Below are 24,172 nucleotides of genomic sequence, written 5' to 3' on the forward strand. Positions count from 1 at the left end.
GAATCTCGACAATTCGCTTAACTTTGTACTTGGGTCACTTAAGCTTGAACCCACGAGCGGCGTCCGACCGCCTTCACGGCACGAAACATTCCGCATAAACAATCACTTAGAAGCAAAAATCGGTGGCTCGACGGTGCCGCGCGCGTAGTGCGCCGCGCGCGCCGTTTCCGGCGACATCCATTCGCGAGCCTTGGTGACTGCCGCCAAACATAGGGAAAACCCCCATCCGCTGGCGCGCGCACGTCTCAGCCTTGAAAAGCGTGCGCAGGGTGCCGAGTCGTGAAAACGACGGCATCACCGAGTGGTTTCCCCGATGGCTCGACGATCCGGATCCGAGGCGGGTTCTCGTCAGTAAATCGTTCGTCAAACGCGACGAAGAAATGGCCGCCCACGTTCGATTATGAGCCGCATGGACACGCGGGGAGACATTCGACAGGCCAGGTTTAAACTGCGATCGAGCGCGAAGAGCGGCTCGTCAGGACTGGCCTGGCGTCTTTTCACACGCTCACTTCACCGGGTTGCGATTGACGTTCCAGCCATACACGACAAGGCACGATGGCGGCTGGTCGACGCCCTGCGCCAGATCGTGACACATCGATTCATAGTGACGCTCCGGCGGCGGCGCGGTAGTAAGCAGTTGCGGCAGGAATCTCGCATCGGGCGAGTCCGCCACCAGCCATACCGCCTTGCCGGACTTGATGTCGGCGCTCACCTGCCGCACGTCGATCACCGAGATACCCAGGCGCTCCGGTATCTGCACCGGCTCTATGCCGCCCACCTGCGGATCACGCCACTTGCGCAAATGATCGACACCCGGCGCGTAGTACATCAGCGGCAATGGCGACGTGTAAGGCGTGATCACCACTTCATCGGCCTGCAAGAGGCCGGGGCGCGCCTGAGCGAAGACCTGCCGATAAGCGGATTTGGCACCGTCCGCGACGGCCAACTGGTAATAGAGGCCGGCGCCGAACGTCAACGCCAACATCACGCGTGCCGCGAGACGCGCACGCGACGGAGCCGTGACCGCATAGGCGAGCAAGGCGCAAAGCGGCACGGTGAGCCAGCACAGAACGCGGGGCAGCAGGATCGTCTGCTTCAGGCTGACCATCACCACAAGGGCGAAATACACCAGCGGAATCGCCACGAGCACCGCGAGCGTGCGACGCGGCATCTTCGACATCACGATCGCGATACCGAGAACGAGCAACAACAGCACCGTCAATTCGACGCCGGGAAACCGCGGCGGCGTGATCATCCCGCTCACGAGCGCGGTGACGTGAACGATCACGTCATGCATCGATATCGGCGGAATCCAGTTCAAGCCGCCGGCGTTATGACTTATGTTTGAAAGCATTGAAAACACGAGCGGCACGGCAAGCACCGCTACGACGGCGTTGCCCAAGATCCAGTTGCGCAATGCGAGCCGACGTTCGCGCGACGGTGTCAGCAGCAGATACGCGATCACGACAATGTTGCAGGCGGTCACCATGAACGTGAGCGTCGCATGACAGTACATGGCGATCACGGCACCGACTCCGTACAGCACGAGGTCGGCCGTGCTCCCGGTGCGCAGACAGCGCGCGATGCCGAGCAGCATCAGCGAAGCGGGAATGGCCGTCATCATGTAGACGCGTGCTTCCTGCGCGAAAAATATCGACATCGGCGACACCGCGAACAGCGCGGCCGCAACCAGCGCTACGTTGCGCGTGGACACTTCACGGGCTATAGCATAGACGAGGGGGAGCACGATAAGCGAAGCGAGCACTGACAACGAACGCAGTGCGATAGCGCCATGGCCGAACAAGCTCATCCAGCCTTGCAGCACGAAGTAGTACAGCGGCGGAGTCGGCTCGATCGTCATCCCGGTCGTAAGCAGGAACCTGGGCCCGAACAGATCGTAGTAGTAGCGCGAGAAAACCTCATCGTTCCACAGCGACAGATAATCGAGGTGAAACACGCGCAAGGTGAGTGCGACTGCGAAGATCGCTATCGCGATCGGCACGAACCGTGTCTGAGTAAGCGAGCCATCGCGCATTGCACTGGAACGCGCCGCGGCGTCGGCGGACGGACAGGATGACGTTGCGCCTGTCGTTAGAGGTTCCATATGTGTCTTCTCCGTGTCGCACGTTGAAAATTGGCCGAAATTATCGGTACCGCGGCGGCCGTCGCATAGCTGCTTCACGACGACAGCACGTGATGAAGAGTCGAAAGAAACCGGAGATGACGCTATTTATATGCAGCGCCCGATTGCAGGCGGTGCCGACCTCACGTTGCTACTGCGGTCGCGGGTGGCAGCCAGGCTCTTTCCTCGGACTTGAACCGAACGGCAGCGCAGCGAACGCGCACTACCTCTGAAACAATATCGCGGCCGCCTCAAAAGAGGCGGCCGCGAGTATCGCCAAATATTCGCCTTGGCTGCCCTACGCGTATGTTACTTAACGCACACAAAGAGCGGGTGGCAGTATCGATTGGAGATAATTTGATCGTTCTGCCAATCATATATGGCAGGCAAGCGTTTTCGCTATCACACTTTTATATGCGCACACTGCAAAGAGGGTTGGATTTTTTTCCTTAACTGAGTGCTGCCCCACAGAAGTTTAATTTTTTACGTCGGAAACTTGGTTGCCCTCTTGACGGGCAGGTGCCGGAACTCCGACCAAAACGGGTGCAGGCTTGAGCGTCGAACGGTAAATACGCGCCGAGGCAACGCACAGTCACCCTGCGTCCCGAGGCTGACGCTTGTAAGGTTCTCGCTTCAGTCGCTTCTAGTTCAACTGGCCGATCGAATGAGCAAACCTATCGTCGTCGACCTCGATGGCACCCTGCTTCACTCGGATGTGCTCGTCGAGAGTGGCTTTGCATTCCTTAGATCGGCCCCGCACCGCTTCCGCCAGCCGCTCAACTGGTTCACGATCGGTGGCAAGTCCACGCTGAAGTCACGTCTCGAGGAACACGCCAATCTCGATGTCACCGTGCTGCCCTATGACAAACAGGTGATTGAATGGCTGAGTGGGCAGCGCGCCGCCGGTCGAACGCTGGCACTCGCTACGACAAGCCACGAGCGCCTGGCCGTGCGCATAGCGGAGCACCTCGGGATCTTCGACAAGGTCTTTGCGGCCAACGAGCAACTGAATCGGTCCGCGCATATCAAACGCGATACGCTCGTCGCCGAATATGGCGAAAAAGGCTTCGACTACCTGGGCAACTCCCATGACGACCTGTCGGTATGGCAGGCCGCGGACCGGGCCTATGTGGTCAATCCTCTCACGGGCGTCGAGCGCGCCGCGCGCAAACACGGCAACGTGGAGCGGGTATTCGAGAATCGTTCTCCCCCGCTGAAGGTGTGGGCCAAGTCATTGCGCCTTCACCAGTGGCTCAAGAACCTGTTGATCTTTGTCCCGCTACTTGCGGGCCATCACATCGCTTCATTACCGCTTGTAGCGCTTGCGCTGGTGGCCTTCCTTACGTTCGGCATGTGCGCGTCGAGCGTATACCTGCTCAATGACCTGTTGGATCTGGAGGATGACCGGCATCATCCGGTCAAATGCCGTCGTCCGCTCGCATCGGGCGCGATGCCGCTCCTATCGGGCGTTCTGCTTTTTCCAGTGCTGCTCGTTGTTTCGTTCGCCATCGCGTGGGCTTTCCTTCCGTGGCGCTTTTGCGTAGTGATGCTCGGATACTACGTGCTCACACTCGCCTATTCGCTGGCGCTCAAGCGCCAGGTAATCATCGATGTAGTCGTGCTCGCGGCCCTATACACGACGCGTATCGTTGCCGGCGTGACCGCAATCAGCGTGCACCTGACTTTCTGGCTGCTGGCGTTTTCAATGTTCATCTTCCTGAGCCTCGCGCTGGTCAAGCGTTATGCTGAACTTTATGCGATGCAAAAGGACGGCCGTGCGAATGTGCGTGGGCGGGGCTATCAGGCAAGCGACCTGCCGCTGCTTTCCTCGCTCGGTGCGGCTTCCGGGTTTGTGGCGGTGCTGGTGCTCGCACTCTATATCCAGGACCACGACACCACCATACTCTACAGGCATCCCCAAGTGATATGGCTTTCCTGCCCGCTACTCCTGTACTGGATCTGCCGTATCTGGATCATTACGCATCGAGGCAACATGCACGATGATCCGATCGTGTTTGCCGCGCGCGATCTAACGAGTCTAGTGGTCATTGCATTGTGCGGTGTCGTGTTCTGGATGGCGATCTGAGCGATGCCAGCGCAGCTAGCGGTCGGTCGGAGTTGGCGTCTTCATTGGTGAAAATTACTCGCCTCGTCTTGCGGATTGGCCTACCATTGCCGCAAGCGCAGTAAGGAGGCGTATGAACAGCTTCGGTAACGATGCTCGCTTCACCGGCTCGATTCCCGAACTCTATGAGAGCCATCTTGTTCCGTTGCTCTTCGAACCCTGCGCGGCGGATCTCGCGAACAGGGTAGCTGGGCGCCATCCGTCGCGCGTGCTTGAGGCCGCCGCCGGCACCGGCGTAGTGACCCGCGCAATGGCGCATGCATTGCCCATCCATGTCGACCTGGTTGCGACCGACCTGAATCAGCCGATGCTGGATCGCGCCGCGGCAATCGGCACCTCGAGACCGGTAAAGTGGCAACAGGCAGACGCAACCCGGCTACCGTTCGACGACGCGAGTTTCGACATCGTCGTCTGCCAGTTCGGGGTTATGTTCTTTCCGGACAAAGCGCGCGCGTTTTCCGAAGCTCGACGCGTACTTCGGCACGGCGGCGTGCTGTTGTTCAACGTCTGGGATCGCATCGAGGAAAACGAGTTTGCCAATACCGTCACGGCGGCGCTCGCCGGTCTCTTCCCTGCGGATCCTCCACTTTTCCTGGTGCGCACGCCGTACGGCTATTTCGACCCGGAAGTGATTTCACGCGACCTCGCGGATGCGGGCTTCAGCGCGACACCACGCTTCGAAACGATTGCGGCGCGTAGCCGTGCGGCATCGGCCCGCGTGCCAGCCGTCGGCTTTTGCCAGGGGACGCCCCTGCGCAGTGAGATCGAGGCCCGTTCCGGCGGCGATGTCGGCGACGCTACCTCGGCATGCGCGGCGGCGATCGTCGAGCGATTCGGCACGGGACCCGTCGACGCAAAGATCCAGGCGCACGTGGTCATCGCCCAGCGCTGACAAGCCCGGCATTGCCCGGGCGCATGAAGGCCGCGATCGCGCCGAAGCGGACTGTCAAACCGGGAATCCTCGCTGCACGGACTACAAGGGATAGAGCGGAGCTTCACCCTTGATGGTCAACCATTGCCACTGCGTAAACTCTTCCCAGTTTGCGTAATTCACCAGACTACCCGCATGAATTGCTCATTCTTGAACCACTGGAAGAGCCATAGGTTTTTCGCCGCTCGGCTGATCTCGGGCCAATGCCTGATCTTGAAGTGGTGGAAACAGAAGACAACCAGCTGCGAGGTCAAACGCTCATTCGCGCAACGACTTCCCTCTGGCGGTACGGGGCCCGTGGGCGCTAACTCCCTGCAATCCGCGCCCGCATCGCCAAATCCACAATTACATGCTCCGCGTTAATATGGATAGCTGAATGACAACTGAAGACAGTCTATGAACGCATCGGTTATCTCTGCCCTGGCTGCACTGGTCGGCGCCGCCATCGGGGGCATGACTTCGGTTCTTGCCACATGGCTGACCCAACGCACCCAGGTTCGCGCGGAGTGGCTAGCGCATGACCTCACCTGGCGACAGGATCTGTACAAGGCGTTCATCGAGGATGCGACGAATTGCTACGTCGACGCGCTGCAACACAACGAGCCCGATCTCGCCGGGCTCGGCAACCTTTACGCGAAGATCAGCCGCATGCGCATCCAGTCGTCGCGCGAAGTCGCGAACGAAGCCGACGTGATCGGACGCAAGATCGTGGACACCTACCTCGCGCCGGACAAGACCTTCATCGAGATTCGCGAGATGCTTGCGGATGGCTCGATCGACATTCTGGGCAAGTTCGGCGACGTGTGCCGCGCGGAATTCAAATCGCTGCGCGCGGAGCAGTTCTGAACAGAATTCGTGCGCCGTTCAACGCGGCTTCAGTTCAACAGGCGGATCCGCGAGATAGCCGCCGCCGAGCGCCTTCGTCAACGCAATCTCCTGACTGAGCATCTGAGCGTCGAGCGTAAGCAGGGCGACCTGTTCCGCGATCACCGGCTGGCGCGCTTCGAGTGCCGAGAACCGGCTCGTCAGTCCGCGTTGATAATATGCTTCGACGCTGTCCCGCGTGAACGCCACCGATTCGATCCGTTGTTTCTGCAACGCCGTCTGCGCATCGAGGGACTGCAGGCGGCTGCCCGTCTGCGCGACATCACGCACGGCGTTGAGAACGGCCTGGTTGTATTGCTCGATCAACAGGTTGCTCCCCTCGCGCGCGCCGCTCAGATTCGCATTGAGCCTGCCGCCGTCGAAGATCGGCAGAGTCAGGCCTGGAATCAGGTTGATCTGCTGGCTTGCATGCGTGAATAGATCGGCGAGGTGCAAGGCATTGAACCCGAAAAACGCCTTGATGTCGAAGCTCGGATAGAACGCCGCCTTCGCCGCGTCGATCCGGTCGAACGACGCCTCCACATACCATCGCATTGCCTGCAAGTCGGGGCGCCGGGCCAGCAGCTCGTATGAGAGCGTCGCGGGCAAGGCCGCCTGCGAGCGCGGCAGCGCGACCGGCTCGATGGCGGGCAGACCGGCGGGGCCCGCGCCGACCAGCGCCCGCATCGATTCGCGAAGCTGCTTGATCTGCCCTTGCGCCGACACGATCTGCTGTTCGATGGCCAGCTGTTGCGCGCGAGCCTCTTCGAGCTGGGTACGGGCTTCGAGGCCCCGCGCCGCACGCGCTTCGTGTGTTTGCACCGCGAACTCCGCGATCTCATGCGATTCATTCAGCAGATCGATGAGCTGATAAGTCGTTTGGATGCCGTAATAAAGCTGCGCGACATCCGTGGAGATTTCGAGTTCGACAGCGGACGTCTCCGCAAGCCGCGCATTGCTCACGCCGAGCGACGCGGCGACCTGCGCACGCTGCTTGCCCCAGATGTCCACGTCCAGGCTTGCGCCAAGCCCGACGACGCCCTCGGTGTACCACGGCCCTGTCAACCCCGCAGCGGGTTCGTTCCTCGCGAACGGGCCGAGAAAGCCGTTCGCGGAAATATGCTCGCGATCCAGCGACGCCAGCGCCGCCACCTGAAGGTTGGATCCCGCTCTGGCAAGCTCCACATCCGACTTCGCTTGCGCGACGCGCGTGCGCGCGATCACCATCGTCGGCGCATCGGTGAGCGCCTGATCGATCAGCGCGTCGAGTTGCTCATCGCGATAGCGCGTCCACCAGCGCGCGGCAGGCCAGCCATCGCGCGCGAGATGGATGTCGTCCGCGAGATTGATCTGCTCGGGCGGGATCTCGGTACGGGGCGTGCCGTTATGATGGATCAGCGCACAACCCGACAGCACGGACGACATCCACGCGACGCATAAAACGCATCGACGCCATCGCCAATCACGCAAACCCGGTCGCGCATTCATGCTCGTATCGCCGATGATGCGGGCGCCGCGACGGGTGCCTCGACGCGCCAGTCAGGCAACCCCGCGACCTGCCGCGACAGTTCGTCCGCTGCGGCGATGAGCGGCCGATCGGTCGGCTGGGCCAGTTCGACAGCTTGTGCGGCGATCTCGATGCGTTGTGGTGCGTGCGCATCGGGCGGGTTGACCGCGAGCTCGTCCGCGTACCGGCTGAGCTTGGCGCTGGCCTCATCCTGGGCCGCGCGCACTGCGTCGATAGTGCGTGGGTTCGACGATCCCGCTTGCGCCACGAACATGTCGCGCAACGCGTCGCCCGCCAGCATGATCTCGCGTCCCTGCGCGAGAACCGTTTGCGCGCGCAGCGTCAGTTGCGACTGCTCCCCTTCCTGCCAGCCGGGTTCGAGCGCGACACGCGAGAGCGTCGCTTCGCAATCGGCCAGCACGGCCCACGCCTGCAACTGGCGCTGTGCATAGGGCAAATCGTCCGGCTGGTCGACGCCGGCCTGTGGTGGGCGTAGCTGTGCGGCGATCGCGCGCAACATGTTTGCGAGCTTCTGCCGCAGCACGTCGCCCTCACCCTCGCGCCAGAACGACATCTGAACGAAGGTCGCCACGCCGACGCCCAGTAGGATGCCGACCATCCGGTCGCGGATTTCAGTGAGGTTCGTGGTTGGGCCGAATTGTCCGAGCAACGCAAGCGAAAACGTGAACATCACCTGCAGGCCGGCATAGCTGATTCTCTCCGAACCCGCCGATATCCACGCCCCGAGCGCGACGACGGGCAACGTCATCAGCAACAGGCTGACAATGTCGTCGAAATGCGGAACGATGAACACGACCATGAACAACGCGAGCGCGCTGCCGATGGCGGCCCCGCCTGCCCGCAGCAACGCACGCTGCGTCGATGCGCCGAGGCTCGGCAACGCGACGATCAGGCAGGTCAGCATGATCGTGTGAACGCCCTGCCAGTCCGCGGCGTTGTAGAACACGTAGCAGACCAGAACGGCCAGCAGCGTCTTCAGCGAAAAGCGCATGTAGGCGGGATTGGTCCATGCGTCGGGCGCGATCATCGGCTCGCTCGCGGGCGGCTTGTCGGCCGCGGCGGCACCGCTCGTGACAAGATCGGCGTACGCGCGCAGCGGGCGCTGCAATTCGGCGGCGATAGGGAACGTGTCGGCGGCCTTGCGCTCTTCAGGTGTCGCCGTGCTCACGTAGCGATAGGGTTCGCCCGTCATGACCGATTCGTCGAGCGCGTGGCAGTTCGCACGCAACTCGCGCAACATTGCCAGTTGTGCTGCCGAGGCGTTTCGCCAACTGAGCGGCAGCTCACTCGCGCTGCGATAAAGACGCGACACGGTCGCAATGCACGCAAGCTGCAACGCCTGATGCTCGAGATAGCGGGCGTCCCGCATCGTCGTGAACCGCAGCAGCTTTTGCAGCGCGAGCGCGCCTTGCTGGACGGCCGCCAGCGTGATCGGCGCACCGCTCGTGGTGCCGTCGATTAGCTGCGTCAGGCGCGTGTCCAGCGCCAAGAGTTGGCGATGAATTTCCGCCTTGAGTTGCAATTGCGGTTCGGCAGGCAACAGCAACGTATTGACCACGAGTGTCAGCGCGATCGGATAGTTGACGGCGATCCACACCCACAACACCGCGCGGATCAGCAGGTCAGCCTGATCGGTCTGGTCCACGAAACTCTGCACGTAGATCACGACGATCGCGACGATGAAGAACACCACGCCGATCTTGAGAACGCGAAGCAGATAGACGCTGCCGAAGAACAGTAGACTCGCGATCACGATGCGCAGCAACGGATAGTCGAATGTAAATTTCAGTACCAGGATCGACAGCCCAATGGCGAGCGTCGATCCGACCATGAACAGCACGCCGACCAGCCGCGTGAGCACCACATTCGACTGCGTGACGTAGAACACCACCAGCAACGACAGTGCGAGTTCCGGCACCTCGAGCGCCATCGACACGACGATCACAATGGCGCTTGTCAGCAGGCAACGCAGCATCACGTTGAGACGCCCGGGGAAAGGCGCAAGCTCGCGCCTCAGGAAAGCGCCTGCAGCGCGCAGCGTGACGGGCAGATAGTCGGCGGCGGTCATGGGCTCCTCAATGGCGCTCGCCGTCGTTGTCGCGCCCGGGTTCCAGCACGGCCACCGCCGACGTACCTACGCGAAACAGCTCCGGGTTCGGACGGTCGATGCGGATCTTCACCGGGAAGCGCTGCGATACATGGACCCAGTTAAGCGTGCGTTGAATGTGTGGCAATCCGCCGGGCAATGCAAGGCCGCCTTCATCGGACGCGATGCCATAGCTGATCGAATCGACGCTGCCCTGGAAGCGCTGGCCCGTATCGCTCATCAGATAGACCATGGCGGGCGTCCCCGCCCTGACGCCCTTGAGTTCGGTCTCGCGAAAGTTCGCGACCACGTACCAGTGGCGCGTGTCGATCAGGGTGAAGACAGGTTTGAGCGCCGTTGCAAACTGGCCTGTCGATGTCTTCAATGACACGATGCGTCCGTCGAACGGCGCCCGCACCGTTGCAAATTCGAGGTTCAGTTCGGCAGTCGCGATTTCCGCCATGACGACGGCACGTTGCGCGACCAGCGCATCGACGCCGCTCACAGCCGCCGCCGCCTGCTGCGCCTGCAATTGTGCGGCGCTGAGTTCGGCCTGCGTGGAGCGTTGCGCGGTGCGCGCACGGTCGACGTCTTCCGCCGACACATAACCGTGTGACAACAGCGGCTCCATGCGGTGCAGCGTATCGGATGCCTGACCGGCTGCCGCCCGCGCGCGCTCGACGGCCGCACGCACCGACTGCGCGTTGTACTCCTGCGCGTTGACCGTGCGTTGGGTCAACTCGATCTGGCGGTCGAGCGCGACGAGGGATGCCTTGCCCCGCGCAAGCGCATCCTGATACGGACGCGGATCGATACGGAACAGCAGATCGCCCTGCTTCACCGCCTGATTGTCGCGCACGGCCAGTTCGACGATGCGCCCGTTGACCTCGGGCACGACGTCGATCGTATCCGCATAGACATAGGCGTCGTCGGTGCGAGGCGAGCGATCCCACAGCCGGATGACGTAGACAAGCAGCAACAGCGTCACCACGACCAGAACGATGGCCGGCCATTTTCTCTTCGAATTCCTGCTGGCAGGGGTCGCCATTCATCCACCCGAAAGAGATTCAATGTTGGAACAACATCAACCAGACAGCGAGCGCAAGGAAAGCGACAAGCGTGGGATACACCACGGCTGAAGGTCCCATCAGATGGTCGGCCTGCAAGCGGTTGAGAATCAGATAGATGACGACCGTGAGCACGACACCCGCGACGATACAGAATAGCCAATCGGGAAAGTACGCGCCAAGCACGCTAATGGAAGGCGAATTTGTACACCCTGACATCGGAATCGCGGCAATCATGGCCACGCCGATTGCACGCTTTGAACATCTGCCTCTGGCAAGTGGCATGTGTCGGTTCAAACTCGTCTCTGTGGTTGAAAGCAATGTCACGCCTTGCTGATGATCCGATGCGGCTCGCCTCGGATCCCGGGTTTCAGGCAGCGAGGGAGACGGCTTCATGGACACTGTTCCTGTACGGGTCAGCGGAGAGCGTTGTCGCCGACTCATACGGAACGTGAGTGACTTCCTTCGATAAAACCCAAACCCTCCGATCTTTGCGCGCACCGTCCAACGTCCTATCTGCGGAAACGGATAGCGCATTTTTCAAGGCAGTAGCCTGCGGCCCGCTCACCACGAAATGGCGGACGTACCAAGCCGTCACAATACCGCCAAAAAGAGGATTCCGCATTACATGAATATGTAATGCCGCACAGCAGGTCCTCTAGTCAACCCGGAGGCACTCCACATTCATGTAGTAGCGGCCGGCAAGTCTGCTGCCTATCATCAAGCCAAGGTGGAGCGTTGACTCGAATTCGGCACGTCACATTGATTGCGCGCGACATCTTTTTGTCTAATGAGAATCGAGGAACCGCATCATGCAAGCTCCCTTTGAAGAAGACCGAACATGGCAGTCGACGATGGCACTCCTCTCGGGCGAAGCCGACACACAGCAGCCGCCAGCTGTATCCAGTCGTGTCCGCCCGACGCGCGGCGCAGGCAACTTTTCGAAATGCGCCATCCGGATTCTGGAGCGCAATGGACAGACCTCGGCAACTATTGCGTGGAGCGACGCTACCTCCTGCTGCTACGGCGAACAGCTATGGCGGCGCTGCATCGCGAGGAAAACCGGCGTTTGTGCTCTGAGTGGCCAGGCCATTGCAAGAGGCGACGCCGTGTATCGACCCAGGCGTGTTCGACCTGCACCACGCAACGTCGAAGCGATGATTCTGGCTACAGTCATGGAAGCGACCCCTGTAAAGGAAATCTGACGGTTCAGAGCCGGTTCATCCTCAACATCGGGTCATCGACAGAAGCGGCCTTGCCCGCGTAATGCACGTCGAGCACATCGCGATGCTCGGTGCCTGTCGCATCGAGAAAGCACGCGTTGTGGCGAACAGCTTCCCCGCGCGGTTCGTGCGCGAGTTTCACAATGCCGCACGGGCACTGCGACCACGGAGAAGACTGGTGAAGAGTGCACTCAAAGCCACCTTGATCGCTGCCAGGCGCGAAGCTTTTCCGCCAGCTATTCCCGCAGTCTGATCAAGCGTCTTCTGAAGCAGCATATAACGTTCTGCCCGGCCGGTACATCGCATGTCGATGGAATCCGGGGCAGGTCCGGGTGCTTGTCCCCGATGCTCAACAAGCGCCGAGCGCCATTAGCCAGGCTGGACCTATTCCAGATTCATGTAATAGCCCACGTTGGCGATGCTAACTATGATCAGAAGCCTGCCACTGTGAACCGTTCAGTCAGCCACTTCGGTTTTGCGGCACACCGTGCTCACGCGGGATATGTCTACTTTGTCTGTCTGAAAAGCGACCGGCTCGTACGATTCTTTTGACTATGGAGATATGAAATGGCGACGATAGCTGCCGATTACATGGTTGGTGCACTAGTCAATGCGGGAGTGAAGCGTGTGTACGGCGTGGTTGGGGATTCGCTCAATGGATTCACGGACTCCCTGCGCCGGGATGGCTCGATTGAATGGGTTCATATGCGGCATGAGGAAAGCGCGGCTTTCGCCGCTGGCGCCGAGGCTCATCTCACCGGGCAACTCGCGGTCTGTTGTGGAAGCTGCGGTCCGGGGAATCTGCACCTCATCAACGGCTTGTTCGACTGCCAACGCAGCGGTGTTCCAGTTCTCGCTATCGCTGCGCATGTTCCAAGCACGGAAATCGGCATCGATTATTTTCAGGCTACTCACCCCGAAATCCTGTTCAAGGAATGCAGCCACTACGTCGAACTCGTCCACAGTCCCGACCAACTGCCGCAAATTCTTGGCCGTGCCATCCGGACAGCAATTGCGCGTAAGGGCGTCGCTGTTGTCGTCGTACCTGGAAATGTGGCACTCGGGCCTCTCGCAAAACCTGCGCCGGCCTGGAGCGCGCCTTCTGCTCCGGTGATTCGCCCATCGAACGATCAAGTCGCGGAACTTGCAAGCCTGTTGAACGAGTCGTCACGCGTGACGTTGCTTTGCGGGGCGGGCTGCAAGGATTCCCACACGGAGGTGGTAGAACTCGCCCGCAAGCTGCAGGCGCCGATCGTGCACTCGCTGCGAGGCAAGGAGTACATCGAATACGATAACCCGTTCGATGTGGGCATGACGGGGCTTATCGGCTTCGCTTCCGGTTACTCCGCGATGAAGAGTTGCGACATGCTCCTGATGCTGGGAACCGACTTCCCTTATCGACAGTTCTACCCGGAGAACGTGACCATCGCACAAGTCGACACAAGGGCGGAAGCGCTCGGTAATCGATGCCCGATAAAGCTCGGCGTATTGGGAACGGTCAAGGACACGCTCAATGAACTTCTTCCCCTGATTCAGGCGAAAACGGACAGCAGCTTCCTGAATCGCGCGCTCGACGACTATCGCAAGGCTCGTCAGGGACTGGATGCGCTGGCGGAGCCGGAAGCGGGCAGCAGCACGATCCATCCGCAGTACGTGACCCGGCTCGTCAGCGAACTCGCGGACGACGATGCGATCTTCTCCTGCGACGTCGGCACCCCCGTCGCATGGACAGCCAGATATCTGAAGATGAACGGCAAACGACGACTGGTTGGCTCGTTCAATCACGGCTCGATGGCCAATTCGCTGTTGCATTCGATCGGCGCGCAGGCGGCCTTCAAGGACCGGCAGGTGATCTCGATGTCGGGCGACGGCGGCTTCGCCATGATGATGGGTGAGTTCCTGACGCTGATCCAGACAGGTTTGCCGGTCAAAGTCGTCGTGCTCAACAATGGAACGCTAGGCTTCGTGGAAATGGAGATGAAAGCCAGTGGGTTCGTCGATACCGGATGCGACCTGAAAAATCCGAACTTCGCCGCAATGGCCAATGCGATGGGAATCAAAGGCATACGCGTCGAACATCCTGCGGAGCTGGAAGGCGCCCTGGGCGAAGCATTCGCCCATCCGGGTCCGGCGCTCGTCGACGTGGTGAGCGCGCGCCAGGAGCTCGTGATGCCGCCGGCGACCAACGCTGACCAGGCTTACCACTTTGGGCTGTTCATGCTTCGTGCCGTCATGGACGGGCGAGGCCAGCAGCTCATCGACCTCGCAAAGGTCAATCTGTTCCGGTAACGCGGTCCGCCAACCTCAACGGAAATCGAACCATGTCCAGCAAGGCCGTCAGCACTGTCAATACGCCGTCAGACCGCCAGCCCCTACACATGGGTTTCGTCATCGCCTGGCTTTTCTGTGCCGCGTTCTACTTCATGCAGTACATGCTGCGTTCCGCGCCGGGCGTGATGATACCCGAGCTGAGCGCGGCGTTCGCCCGCGATGCGCTGGGCGTAGGGGCGCTCGTCGGCCTCTACTACTACACCTATGCGCTGTTCTCGATCGTTTGCGGTGCGTTGCTCGATCGACTCGGCGGCAAGGGCGTCATTCCGGTCGGCATCGTTCTCGTTGCGGTGGGCGCGGCGCTGTTCGGTCTGGGCAGCGTGGAGGCGGCGCAGATCGGCCGTCTGCTGCAAGGCGCGGGGTCGGCGTGCGGGTTCATCGGCGCGGTGTATCTCGCCACGCACGGCTTTCCCCCGCGTTCTCTCGCGACAGCGGTCGGTTTCACTCAATGCTTCGGCATGCTGGGCGGCTCCGCGGGTCAGTTCGCCGTTGCGCCGCTGATTCACGGCCTCATCACGTGGCAGCAGTTCTGGTGGCTGTCCGGCCTCGTCATCCTTTTGATCGCCGTGCTGGTGTTCTTCGCGACGCCGGCAGTCCATGACGACAGCGCGGCCAGCCAGGGCTCGTGGATGAAGATGTTCGCGCCATACAAGGAGGTGCTGTCCAATCCGCAGTCGTATCTTTGCGGCTTCTGCGCCGGCCTGCTGTTCTTGCCGACTACGATCGGCGACATGATCTGGGGCATTCCGTTCTTGCGCAACGGTCTCGACGTCAGCTATGCGGAGGCTGTGAATCGCGCGAGTATGGTGCCGCTCGGCTGGGTGATCGGCTGCCCGCTGTTAGGCTACCTGTCCGACCGTTTGGGCCGCCGCAAGCCGGTATTGATCGCCGGCGCGCTTCTGATGCTTGCGTCGGGCGCCGGCATTTTCTATCTGCCGGCCGGTGTCGCGCCGCCTTACGTGCTCGGACTGCTGCTGGGCATCGGCTCCGGTGCGGCAATGCTGCCCTACACGGTGATCAAGGAAGTCAATCCGGACAACGTGAAGGGCAGTGCCAGCGGCGCGATCAATTTCCTGGTGTTCACGTTCAGCGCGCTACTCACGCCCGCGTACGGCAAGCTGCTCGCCCATGTCGCGAGCGGCGGCGCAATGGACCTGCGAGTGTTCCGCGCAGCCGGCTCGTGGCTGCTCGGTGGCATCGTGCTTGCAATGGTGCTTGCGATGTTCATGCGCGAGACCGGGCCGCGCGCACGCGCGAAGGCGTGAGGCTGCAAATCCAGGCCAGCGTTCTGGATGCCTATTCAACGGCGTGGGCCGCCGACGTCCGGGCGATCGGCGGCCGCACGATTTCCGTATCCGGCCGTCGATAACGCATACCTGTCGTCAAGTATCGAAGGTGGTCGTCGGCGAGGTCCGGATCTGCAGTTTGCTTGCCTGCCTGACTAGCGTCGCAAATGAATCCGCCTGCATTTTTCTCATGATGTGGCCGCGATGCACCTGCACGGTGTATTCGGTAATGCCAAGAATTGCCGCCGCCTGCTTGTTGAGCAGGCCGCTTGCGAGTAACGGCAACAGCTCCTGCTCACGTGGCGTCAGCGATTGATAGAGCGCCTGGAGTGTCGCGGCATTCTCCGCCTCCTTCTGAAGAACATGGGCCTTGGCGAGCGCTGCATCGACCGCGCGCATTAATGCGTCTTCATCGAGAGGCTTGGTGAGGAAGTCGACAGCGCCGTCCTTCATGGCAAGAACTGCGGAAGGCACATCTCCCCTTCCAGTAATGAAAACGACGGGAATCAGAGAGTCCATGCGAACGAGCTTCTGGACTTCCAGACCGCTCATGCCTGGCATTCTCATATCCAGGATCACACATGCAATGGCGTTTCCACGTGGCGTGTCCAGAAACTCGCCACCGGAGCTGAATGCCTGGACGTTTCTTCCGTTCGCGCGCAATAGCGTAGAGAGTGCATCTCGCACACGACTGTCGTCGTCCACCACATAGACCAGTTCGTTTGCGGATTCCATGGAACCCCCTGTGGTCAGGTAAAACCTCGCCTAACGTCGGTACAGTCGGTCTGCGAAGACCCGCTGGATGCGCCTCTCACGCGGGCGCGCCGATGAGAAATTATAGCCGCCGGGATCGTCGTCCGGGAGCATGCGGAGCGTCTCGTACATTACATGATCATGTAATGTCACAGCCGCTCATGAAATTATAGGCTCATTGTTCCGATCCCCGGACGCAGGCTGCTATTCGTTATTGTATGACGTATCTCCGTCGCCCTCGCATTCGATTCGCGTGCGCAGCAGTACGCGCGCACCTCTCTCACCATTACTACGTGGAATGACCGGCAACATCCCTCGCTCAATTTGCGCACCATGCACCATTGCGCTGAAAGATCCGACCTTTGGCGGTGAACTGCAAAGTATCACTATCCAATGCGCCGATGAACTCCGAGGTTGATATGCTTACCTTGTTGATACCACGCTCGCCCCGGGATATTGCCCTTAGCGTCGTCATATCCGGTGCGTCAGGTGTGGCAGGGTTACTAGAACCGATTTCGGGCTGCCTCAGCCTCTTCTTTGTTGTCCTGTTCGCGCATTTTTTCGGCCGCAGCTTTGGGCGTCTGGCAGCGGGATTTGCCTCGCTTGGAATAGCCGGAGTAGCGTTAGCTGCCAGTCACTCCCCTCTCGACTCCGGCTCTATCGCCCGTTCCGCCGTCGCAATCTCGGCGGCATGGCTTTGTGCCGAACTGATCTCCCGTCGCCCCCAGCAGCCGGACTCAATAGCCAGATTGAAGGATGAGCCGTTTGACGACCAGCTCCGCCAGCGGGACCAGACAATTCAAAGCATCAGCAGTCTCTTTCCCGGTCTTGTGTGGTCCGCGCTAGCCAATGGTGACATCGAATACCTGAGTCCCAGCCTATGCGAATACACAGGCATTGAAAAAGCACACAACTGCGACTCTTTGCGAGCCGCAATCCACCCTGACGACCTGCGGACAAACGACCGATACTGGGACGCGCTGCGGGCCGGCAACGACATGGGAGAGCTCGAGCTTCGACTCAGGCGTGTCGACGGCAAGTACCGGTGGTTTCTCTGCCGCGTCAAAGCCATCAGAAACGACAGTGGACGGCTACTGCGATGGGTCGGTGTGATCTGGGACATAGACGACCGGAAGACTTCGGAATCCCTCCTTCGGATCGAAGAGGAAACCTATCGGCGCATTGTGGATAGCGTGCCGGCATGCGTGTGTGTCGGCGGACCCAACGGCGATCTTCTCTACGTGAACAAAGTTGGTGTTGCCGCGCTGGGAAGACCGATGGAAGAAATACTCGGTGACCGATGGATGGCATACATCCATCCCGACGACGTGCAGGCCGCACAGCAACAATGGAAAGCGCGCATTGCCGCGCGTGAACCGGTCGATATTGCCGTGAGGATGCGGCAGCACGACGGCGTGTACCGCTGGAAGCGTCTTCTAGCGGAGCCGTCACGCTGCTCAAACGGGCACGTCATCAACTGGTATCTCATCGGAATAGAAATCGACGAGACCATCAAGGCTCAACAGGCAGTAGCAGCAAGCGGGAGAGAAGCCAGAGAGCTCCTCGACCGGTTACCGGGCCGCTTCGCTACTCGCACAGCAGACGGTTTCGACTTCATCAACAAGCAGATTCTCGAGGAAACAGGAACTACGCTTGAGGGCATACAGAAGCGTGGCTTTCTGAGTTTCGTCCACCCCGATGACCGCGACAGGATAATGGAAGGTCATCTTCGCTCCAGTCAGGAAAAGAGCGCTCACGACACGACCTACCGATGGGCAGACCGTGACGGTAATTACCGGTGGCGTCACTCGCGCTCCGTTCCTTACTTTAACGATGACGGAAGTGTCTACAAATGGTATTCCGTGACCATCGATATTGACGACCTCTACAGATCCAAAGAGGACATCCGTAAGCGTGAAGTTCAATTGAACTGGCTGGCGGAGACTGTTCCTGGCCTGCTTTGGCGTACTGACGCCCATGGCCGCCTCGAATACGTGAACAAGCGCGCCGAAAACTACACTGGACTACAGCTCGATGATTTGATGGCGAACGGATGGCATCACCTGGTGCACCCGGATGACGCTGCGTCAACCATTCAGGCATGGAATGAGGCCATCGAAAACGGGACACCTTACGACTGCGTCCATCGGTTCCGAGGGGCAGACAACACGTATCGCTGGTTCCAATGCAAAGGCACTCCCATGCGTGATGCCAACGGTGATATTGTGAATTGGTATGGTCTTTCGACGGATATCCACGAGCGGCAGTTAGCCCAGGAGGCGCTTCGCACGGATGAGCTTAATCTGCGAAGGCTCGTTGACGCATTGCCGGCGATGATCTGGCGGGCCACACCCCAAGGAGACGTCGACAGATGGAATCGGCAAATGCTCACGTTCGTGGGAAAGAGCGGGGAAGAATTCGACAGGGAAATGCTACTCAACCTCATCCCGGAAGCTGACCGTCTTCGTGTCCGCTCGGAGTGGAGGCGCGCTGTCCAGGAAGGTACGTCCTATGAGGACACGTACCAGATTACCGGCGCCGATGGAAAACTGCACTGGTATCTCGCTCGCGGCGAACCGTTTCGCGACGAAAGCGGACAGGTCCTGCACTGGTATGGCGTATGTACTGACATCGACGACCTCAAGCAAACGGAAGCCGTGCTCGAACAGCGGGAGCACCAGCTGCACGAGCTTATCGAGACCATCCCGGCCATGCTCTGGTGCAATGACCCACAAGGCGGGCTCACTTACATCAATCGAAAAACCTCCGAATTTGTTGGCATGGGTATTTCGGAGCTAGCGGGCTCCGGCTATCAGAAGACCTTCCACCCTGACGATCTGGACGACATGGTTCAAGCATGGACACTCTCGATCAAGACTGGCGAACCGTACAGCCACGTTGCCCGGCTTCGCCGAAAAGACGGTGTTTATCGATGGTATCAGCACACCGCCGAACCAATGAGAGACACCGACGGCAACATTGTTCAATGGTATGGACTCAGTCTTGATACCGACGAACAGAAGCGTGCGGAGGACCGGCTCAGACAGACTCAGGCTGAACTCGCGCGTGCAACCCAGATTGCCACGGTCGCGGAACTCTCTGCATCCATCGCACATGAACTCAATCAGCCTCTCACGTCCGTTATTGCCAATGCCCAAGCTTGCAAACGGTGGCTTGCAGCGTCTCCGCCAAACTTGATGGAAGCCAGGGTTTCCGTGGAAAGCGTCGTGCGAGATGCCCGTTCCGCTGACGAGACGATGCAAAGCATCCGCGCACTGTTCAAGCGGCAACCATTCCAGAAGCGGGAATGGAATGTGAGGGACATGGTCCAGGAATCGGTACGGCTGCTACGGGAAGACGACGCCAGGCGTACCGTCGATATCGAGTTCGCCTTGCCTGATAACCTGCCTCCGGTGTTCGTCGACCAGATACAGATTCAGCAGGTCGTTCTCAACCTCATCACGAACGGAATAGAGGCCACGGAGGGTTCGGGACGCGCACCCAGGATTCTTATTGCCGCAAGCTCGCTTGACGACCGGTCCGTGCTGATCGAGGTCACCGATAACGGTTCGGGTATCGTCGGCGGCGACAGCATATTCGACGCATTCGTCACAACCAAGAGCAAGGGAATGGGCATTGGGCTGGCGGTGTCGCGCTCCATTATCGAAGCTCATGAGGGCCAGCTTATTGCCTCCAATAACGAGGGCTACGGAGCGACCTTCAGCGTTGTCCTTCCAGTCTTGCCAGTGAACTGACCACCGTCACCTTCAGGCGATACTATCCAGCAGGTCCAACAACGCGTCCCCGTCGACAGGCTTTCTGAAGAATCCCAGTGCGCCTCTTTGCAGATAGTAGGATTCCGTATGCTCGCCCGGTTTGCCTGTGATAATGATGACGGGCGTTGCTGCGCCAGAAAGAACCACCCTCTCAAGTACCTGCATGCCGTCGATGGGCCGCATTCCGAGGTCGGTAACAACGCATAACAGACCGGCGTAACCGTCGGAAAAAAAATCTGTTGGTGATTCGTAGGCCCGTGTTCCATACCCGCCAGAGGCCAGCAAGTTCGCAAGAGAGGCCAAAACCCGCCGATCATCATCAATCACGGCAACGGTTTGAACCGGAGACGCGAGCATGTCTTTCCTCCGGGCCATGGAGCCTCGCAAAGTTTGACGTTGGCGTCAGGCATCGAACGTGGTCGTCGACGAGATTTGGAACTGCAGTTTGCTCGCCCGCCTGACTGGCGCAGCAAATGAACCCGGCTGCATTTTTCTCATGATGTGGCCGCGATGCACCTGCACGGCGTATTCGGTGATGCCAGGAATTGCCGCCGCCCGCTGGTTGAACAAATGGCTCGCGAGTAACGGCAACAACTCCTGCTTACGAGGCGTCGGCGATTGATAGAGCGCCTGGCGTGCCGAGGTATTCTCCGCCTCCTTGCGACGAACCTGTGGCCTGGCGAGCGCTGCATCGACCGCGCGCATCAATGCGTCTTCATTGAAAGGTCGCGTAAGGAAGTCGATAGCCCCGTCTTGCATGGCGAGACCGGAGCTGAATGCCTGGACGGTTCTCTCCTTAGCGCGCAACAGCGCGCAGAGACCTTCTCGCACCCAACTGTCGTCGTCCACCAGATAGACCAATTCGTTTGCGGATTCCATGGAACCCCTTTGTGGTCAAGGTAAAAACCTCGCCCAACGTCGGTATAGTCGGTCTGCGACAGACCCGCCGAATGCGCCTCTCAAGCGGGCATGCTGATGAGAAATTATAGTCATCGGAATCGTGGTCCGGAAGCGTGCGGAGCCATGTCGCGCACTACATGATTATGTAATGTCGCCACAACGTATGAAATTGTAGGCTTATTGTTTCGCCTCATCGACCGTGGCGGGTGGAACGCGACCCCGCTCACGCAGTGCCATGAAAATTCAAAACAGATCCACGCGTTCAAACGGCCGTTATTGATACCGGCCATCACTGTATGCTCGGCGAGCCATTGAGCACCATCGAGATCCTCACGAATCTCGGATAAGCGAGTGCGATCGCATCGAGTCCCGCCAGCACGAATCGTACAAAAACCTCCGCAAGCGCATTCTTTTCCTGTGCGACAGCGGGCAATAGCGCGGATTGCATCTGCTTAAGCGCGCTCGTCATGGCGATGCAGGGCAGCACCGTAACATTGACCGGCCCGGCCCGACAGCCGTGGATCAGTGGCGGACTCTGGAGTGTGTGCCAAACAACAGACGCGCGGGAGGCGGCGCGGCGAGAATGAGGGCGCCTGGTCTTGTGCGGATCCGGCATGCAGCAGAGCCGGTTGCCGGCCTGCCACATCTCGCTCTGCCCGGGCTGGAAGCCGCCTTTTCGGCTTGCGCAGGGGCACCCCCGGTCGAATACGCGTTTCACTTCAAGGACGACGCCTGTGAATATGCTCCGTTCCACTGCTGGGCCTTCCGGCGCAGACGAGGACCACAGACAACTGTCCGCGCGCGAGTTGCTTGATCTCATGCGCGCGCACGTAAGAGAACTGGCCGTGGTTACCGGTATTGTGATCGCGCTCGCCATTGGCTGGCTGTTCATTGCCACGCCGCTTTATTCCGCCGACGTAATGCTGCGCGTCGATCCGCCGGAGCCGAATGCGCTCGGCATCGCGCTTCAGAATCAGGAGGCCGTCGCGCCGGCCACGCCCTCCACCGCCGCGGAAATCACGGTGATGCGGAGCCGCTCGGTGCTGCAGCCCGTGATCGACCATTATGGGTTCGACGTCACGGTCACGCCACGCACCGTCCCGCTCCTGGGTGCGATTGCCGGGCAATTCGCGACACCCGGCGAGCTGTCGCGTCCGTGGCTGGGACTCGACACGTTCGCGTGGGGCGGAGAGCAGCTCAGGATCGGTTCGATCACGGTGCCGCAGAATCTTGAAGAAGAGACGCTGCAACTCACCGCGCTCGCCGACGGCCGCTACGAACTGCGGGGCCCGTCGGGAGAACACCTTCTGAGCGGCACGGTGGGCAAGCCCGCATCGGCGGCGGGTATTTCGATGACCGTGGACAGACTGGTTGCGCGCCCCGGAACCCGATTCGAGGTAATCCGCTGGAATTCGCTCGAAGCTGTCGCCCGCTTCGCGCGTGACGTGAAAATCGCCGACAAGGGCAAGGACAACGACACGGGCATCATCAGCATCTCGTACGTGAACGCGAGCCCGGCGCTCGCGGCCGAGGTGGCGAACGCACTCGCGCGGCAGTACATTGCAGCGGCGGTCGCGGCCCGCCAGCGCAACGACACGCAGACGCTCGAGTTCATCAACGGCGAACTGCCGCGCCTGCGCAACGAGCTCACGCGCACGGAAGAAGCGCTCAATGCATTCCGCAAGTCGTCGCAGTCGCTGCAGCCGACTTCCGAAGCCCAGACCTATCTGCAGGGCAGCATCGATCTGCAGCGGCAGATCGCCTCGGTCCAGCTACAACGAACACAACTGTTGCAGCGTTTCCAGCCCGATAGCGAGTGGGTGCGCAACACGGACATGCAACTGGCCCAGCTGAACGCGGAAAAAGCCACATTCGATACCCGCTTCAGCAACATGTCGACGTCCGAGCGCAACAACGTGGATCTCGCCCGCGATGCGCGCGTCTCGGAGGCGATCTATCTGGCGATGGTCAACAAGGCCGAGCAGCTGACGGTGCGCCGCGCGAGCACGACCGCCGGCGTGAATATCGTCGACAGCGCGCTCACGCCGCACCGGCCGGTGAAGCCGGATCGCCTGCTGGTGATATCGGCTGGCGCGGGCATCGGCCTGTTCGCGGGCGCGTTCCTTGTGTTCATTCGCCGCCATGTGATGACGGGCGTGACGGATCCACGCTATGTCGAACACGCCATGGGCGTACCGGTGATCGGCGAAGTGCTCTTCAGCGCGCAACAGGCGCGGCTCGACCGGGAGATCTCGGCGGCGACCAGCCGCGCAGGGATCGTGCCGGGCAGCCGGGCGGCGAAGTTGCCGTCCGGGCACGGGGGGCCGTCACCGGACACGGCAGCGGGCCTCACGCGGCTTGCCCAGGACATGCCGCGCGTGCTGGCCGCCCGGTTTCCCAAAGACGTCACCGTCGAAGCGCTACGCGATGTGCGAACCACGCTCAATCTCGGGCTCGCGCATGTGCCGGGCAACGTCGTGATGTGCACGGGGCCCACGCCGGCAGCCGGCAAGAGCTTCGTGGCGGCGAACCTCGCCGTTCTTCAGGCCGAAATCGGCTCGCGCGTGCTGCTGATCGATGCCGACATGCGGCGCGGCCGTCTTGCGTACTTCTTCGGCCAGCTCAACCGGGGTGGCCTGTCTGACGTCCTCACCGGCGACACGGAGCCGGCCGATGTGATTCGCAGCGTGGGCGTGCCCGGCCTGTCGTTCCTGTCCTGCGGCACGTATCCGGATAATCCCGCCGAGTTGCTGATGAAGCGCCGCTTCAAGGAGATGCTGGCGCGCCTGGGCGAGGAGTACGACCTGGTGATCATCGACACGCCGCCGTTTCTCTCGGTGACGGACGCTTCCATCGTTGCCAGTGAAGCCGGGGCAACGGTTCTCGTGCTCCGCTCCGGTCTGCAGACGGAATATGAAATCAGTGAAACGCTCAAGAAGCTGGAGCGGGCCGAGGCACGCCTGTTCGGTGCGATCTTCAACGCCATGCCGGTGCGCTCCAGCAATCGCGCCTACCACTACGCGATGGGCTACAAAACGCTGGAATTCGCCGAGGAGGCCGGCGAAACGCAAAAGGCCTGACCTCGTCGCAGCCTCGCGCGACTCGTGCCGTCGGATGGATGCGACGCGCATGCACGCTTTCTTCTTATTGCGCAAGACGCGCGTCACCATGGCAACACGG

At 60.5% G+C, this 24,172-nt stretch carries 17 protein-coding genes; 8 read left to right on the top strand and 9 right to left on the bottom strand.

Translation table 11 applies throughout. From position 1 onward, the window contains the following. Window positions 1–505 precede the first annotated feature (505 nt). Window positions 506–2,104: a glycosyltransferase family 39 protein gene (locus RI103_RS15915; protein WP_310812888.1), complete on the bottom strand. Its 1,599-nt coding sequence runs from the start codon at window positions 2,102–2,104 to the stop codon at window positions 506–508. Window positions 2,105–2,786: 682 nt separating this feature from the next. Between RI103_RS15915 and RI103_RS15920 the strand changes: the two genes are divergently transcribed. The 3 genes from RI103_RS15920 to RI103_RS15930 all read left to right on the top strand — a co-directional run bounded on the left by RI103_RS15920 (window position 2,787) and on the right by RI103_RS15930 (window position 6,024). Further along, window positions 2,787–4,208: a UbiA family prenyltransferase gene (locus RI103_RS15920; protein WP_310815256.1), complete on the top strand. Its 1,422-nt coding sequence runs from the start codon at window positions 2,787–2,789 to the stop codon at window positions 4,206–4,208. Between the two features lie 112 nt (window positions 4,209–4,320). After that, window positions 4,321–5,139, top strand: coding sequence for a class I SAM-dependent methyltransferase (locus tag RI103_RS15925; protein WP_310812889.1), 819 nt, complete (start codon window positions 4,321–4,323; stop codon window positions 5,137–5,139). Between the two features lie 435 nt (window positions 5,140–5,574). Continuing rightward, window positions 5,575–6,024 carry a hypothetical protein gene (locus RI103_RS15930; RefSeq protein WP_310812890.1) on the top strand — a complete coding sequence of 150 codons (450 nt, stop codon included), beginning with the start codon at window positions 5,575–5,577 and terminating at the stop codon, window positions 6,022–6,024. A gap of 18 nt (window positions 6,025–6,042) precedes the next feature. Here the strand turns inward: RI103_RS15930 and RI103_RS15935 are convergent, their stop codons facing one another. Genes RI103_RS15935 through RI103_RS15950 form a run of 4 tightly spaced genes read right to left on the bottom strand, consistent with a single transcriptional unit; the run spans window position 6,043 to window position 11,119 of the window. Beyond that, window positions 6,043–7,467: an MdtP family multidrug efflux transporter outer membrane subunit gene (locus tag RI103_RS15935; RefSeq protein WP_310812891.1), complete on the bottom strand. Its 1,425-nt coding sequence runs from the start codon at window positions 7,465–7,467 to the stop codon at window positions 6,043–6,045. 59 nt (window positions 7,468–7,526) lie between these two features. After that, the gene (locus RI103_RS15940) at window positions 7,527–9,638 is read right to left on the bottom strand and encodes an FUSC family protein (RefSeq protein ID WP_310812892.1); all 2,112 of its coding nucleotides are present in this window, start codon (window positions 9,636–9,638) and stop codon (window positions 7,527–7,529) included. 7 nt (window positions 9,639–9,645) lie between these two features. Next, complete coding sequence (mdtN, locus tag RI103_RS15945; protein WP_310812893.1) at window positions 9,646–10,704, bottom strand: multidrug transporter subunit MdtN; 1,059 nt, start codon at window positions 10,702–10,704, stop codon at window positions 9,646–9,648. Between the two features lie 19 nt (window positions 10,705–10,723). After that, window positions 10,724–11,119 (bottom strand): YtcA family lipoprotein, encoded by a 396-nt coding sequence (locus RI103_RS15950; RefSeq protein WP_310812894.1) that lies wholly within the window; start codon window positions 11,117–11,119, stop codon window positions 10,724–10,726. A 416-nt stretch (window positions 11,120–11,535) separates the two neighbouring features. Here RI103_RS15950 and RI103_RS15955 point away from each other — a divergent pair, with 416 nt between their 5' ends. The 3 genes from RI103_RS15955 (at window position 11,536) to RI103_RS15965 (ending at window position 15,542) form a co-directional block, all read left to right on the top strand. Next, the gene (locus RI103_RS15955) at window positions 11,536–11,928 is read left to right on the top strand and encodes a DUF3331 domain-containing protein (protein WP_310812895.1); all 393 of its coding nucleotides are present in this window, start codon (window positions 11,536–11,538) and stop codon (window positions 11,926–11,928) included. A 585-nt stretch (window positions 11,929–12,513) separates the two neighbouring features. Beyond that, entirely contained in the window at window positions 12,514–14,235 is a 1,722-nt protein-coding gene (gene poxB, locus RI103_RS15960) for a ubiquinone-dependent pyruvate dehydrogenase (RefSeq protein ID WP_310812896.1), read from the top strand. Window positions 14,236–14,267: 32 nt separating this feature from the next. Then, a complete protein-coding gene (locus tag RI103_RS15965) occupies window positions 14,268–15,542 on the top strand; it encodes an MFS transporter (protein WP_310812897.1) in 1,275 nt (424 codons plus the stop codon). Window positions 15,543–15,659: 117 nt separating this feature from the next. On the opposite strand, the gene RI103_RS15970 is transcribed toward RI103_RS15965, so the two are convergent. After that, window positions 15,660–16,298, bottom strand: a complete 639-nt coding sequence (locus tag RI103_RS15970; protein WP_310812898.1) for a response regulator — start codon at window positions 16,296–16,298, stop codon at window positions 15,660–15,662. A 437-nt stretch (window positions 16,299–16,735) separates the two neighbouring features. On the opposite strand from RI103_RS15970, the gene RI103_RS15975 reads away from it, so the two are divergent. Continuing rightward, window positions 16,736–20,071, top strand: a complete 3,336-nt coding sequence (locus RI103_RS15975) for a PAS domain-containing protein (RefSeq protein WP_310812899.1) — start codon at window positions 16,736–16,738, stop codon at window positions 20,069–20,071. 12 nt (window positions 20,072–20,083) lie between these two features. Here the strand turns inward: RI103_RS15975 and RI103_RS15980 are convergent, their stop codons facing one another. The 3 genes from RI103_RS15980 to RI103_RS15990 form a co-directional block, all read right to left on the bottom strand. Beyond that, window positions 20,084–20,449, bottom strand: coding sequence for a response regulator (locus tag RI103_RS15980; RefSeq protein WP_310812900.1), 366 nt, complete (start codon window positions 20,447–20,449; stop codon window positions 20,084–20,086). A 45-nt stretch (window positions 20,450–20,494) separates the two neighbouring features. Beyond that, the gene (locus RI103_RS15985) at window positions 20,495–20,971 is read right to left on the bottom strand and encodes a LuxR C-terminal-related transcriptional regulator (RefSeq protein WP_310812901.1); all 477 of its coding nucleotides are present in this window, start codon (window positions 20,969–20,971) and stop codon (window positions 20,495–20,497) included. A gap of 310 nt (window positions 20,972–21,281) precedes the next feature. Continuing rightward, on the bottom strand, window positions 21,282–21,461 hold the full coding sequence (locus RI103_RS15990; protein ID WP_310812902.1) for a hypothetical protein: 180 nt from the start codon (window positions 21,459–21,461) through the stop codon (window positions 21,282–21,284). Between the two features lie 271 nt (window positions 21,462–21,732). On the opposite strand from RI103_RS15990, the gene RI103_RS15995 reads away from it, so the two are divergent. After that, window positions 21,733–24,072 carry a polysaccharide biosynthesis tyrosine autokinase gene (locus tag RI103_RS15995; RefSeq protein WP_310812903.1) on the top strand — a complete coding sequence of 780 codons (2,340 nt, stop codon included), beginning with the start codon at window positions 21,733–21,735 and terminating at the stop codon, window positions 24,070–24,072. Window positions 24,073–24,172 lie beyond the last annotated feature (100 nt).

Origin of the sequence: Paraburkholderia sp. FT54 (genome assembly GCF_031585635.1) — a bacterium.
In the GTDB taxonomy this organism is placed as follows: Bacteria; Pseudomonadota; Gammaproteobacteria; order Burkholderiales; family Burkholderiaceae; genus Paraburkholderia.

What these genes read in the sequence shown, in the direction of transcription:
- RI103_RS15920 (WP_310815256.1), top strand. Translation starts at nt 2,787, where the DNA reads ATGAGCAAACCTATCGTCGTCGACCTCGATGGCACCCTGCTTCACTCG.
- RI103_RS15925 (WP_310812889.1), top strand. Translation starts at nt 4,321, where the DNA reads ATGAACAGCTTCGGTAACGATGCTCGCTTCACCGGCTCGATTCCCGAA.
- RI103_RS15980 (WP_310812900.1), bottom strand. Translation starts at nt 20,449, where the DNA reads ATGCTCGCGTCTCCGGTTCAAACCGTTGCCGTGATTGATGATGATCGG.
- RI103_RS15940 (WP_310812892.1), bottom strand. Translation starts at nt 9,638, where the DNA reads ATGACCGCCGCCGACTATCTGCCCGTCACGCTGCGCGCTGCAGGCGCT.
- RI103_RS15985 (WP_310812901.1), bottom strand. Translation starts at nt 20,971, where the DNA reads ATGGAATCCGCAAACGAATTGGTCTATCTGGTGGACGACGACAGTTGG.
- RI103_RS15995 (WP_310812903.1), top strand. Translation starts at nt 21,733, where the DNA reads ATGCTCCGTTCCACTGCTGGGCCTTCCGGCGCAGACGAGGACCACAGA.
- RI103_RS15970 (WP_310812898.1), bottom strand. Translation starts at nt 16,298, where the DNA reads ATGGAATCCGCAAACGAACTGGTCTATGTGGTGGACGACGACAGTCGT.
- RI103_RS15935 (WP_310812891.1), bottom strand. Translation starts at nt 7,467, where the DNA reads ATGTCGTCCGTGCTGTCGGGTTGTGCGCTGATCCATCATAACGGCACG.
- RI103_RS15990 (WP_310812902.1), bottom strand. Translation starts at nt 21,461, where the DNA reads ATGACGAGCGCGCTTAAGCAGATGCAATCCGCGCTATTGCCCGCTGTC.
- poxB (WP_310812896.1), top strand. Translation starts at nt 12,514, where the DNA reads ATGGCGACGATAGCTGCCGATTACATGGTTGGTGCACTAGTCAATGCG.
- RI103_RS15975 (WP_310812899.1), top strand. Translation starts at nt 16,736, where the DNA reads ATGCTTACCTTGTTGATACCACGCTCGCCCCGGGATATTGCCCTTAGC.
- RI103_RS15955 (WP_310812895.1), top strand. Translation starts at nt 11,536, where the DNA reads ATGCAAGCTCCCTTTGAAGAAGACCGAACATGGCAGTCGACGATGGCA.
- mdtN (WP_310812893.1), bottom strand. Translation starts at nt 10,704, where the DNA reads ATGGCGACCCCTGCCAGCAGGAATTCGAAGAGAAAATGGCCGGCCATC.
- RI103_RS15915 (WP_310812888.1), bottom strand. Translation starts at nt 2,104, where the DNA reads ATGGAACCTCTAACGACAGGCGCAACGTCATCCTGTCCGTCCGCCGAC.
- RI103_RS15950 (WP_310812894.1), bottom strand. Translation starts at nt 11,119, where the DNA reads ATGAAGCCGTCTCCCTCGCTGCCTGAAACCCGGGATCCGAGGCGAGCC.
- RI103_RS15930 (WP_310812890.1), top strand. Translation starts at nt 5,575, where the DNA reads ATGAACGCATCGGTTATCTCTGCCCTGGCTGCACTGGTCGGCGCCGCC.
- RI103_RS15965 (WP_310812897.1), top strand. Translation starts at nt 14,268, where the DNA reads ATGTCCAGCAAGGCCGTCAGCACTGTCAATACGCCGTCAGACCGCCAG.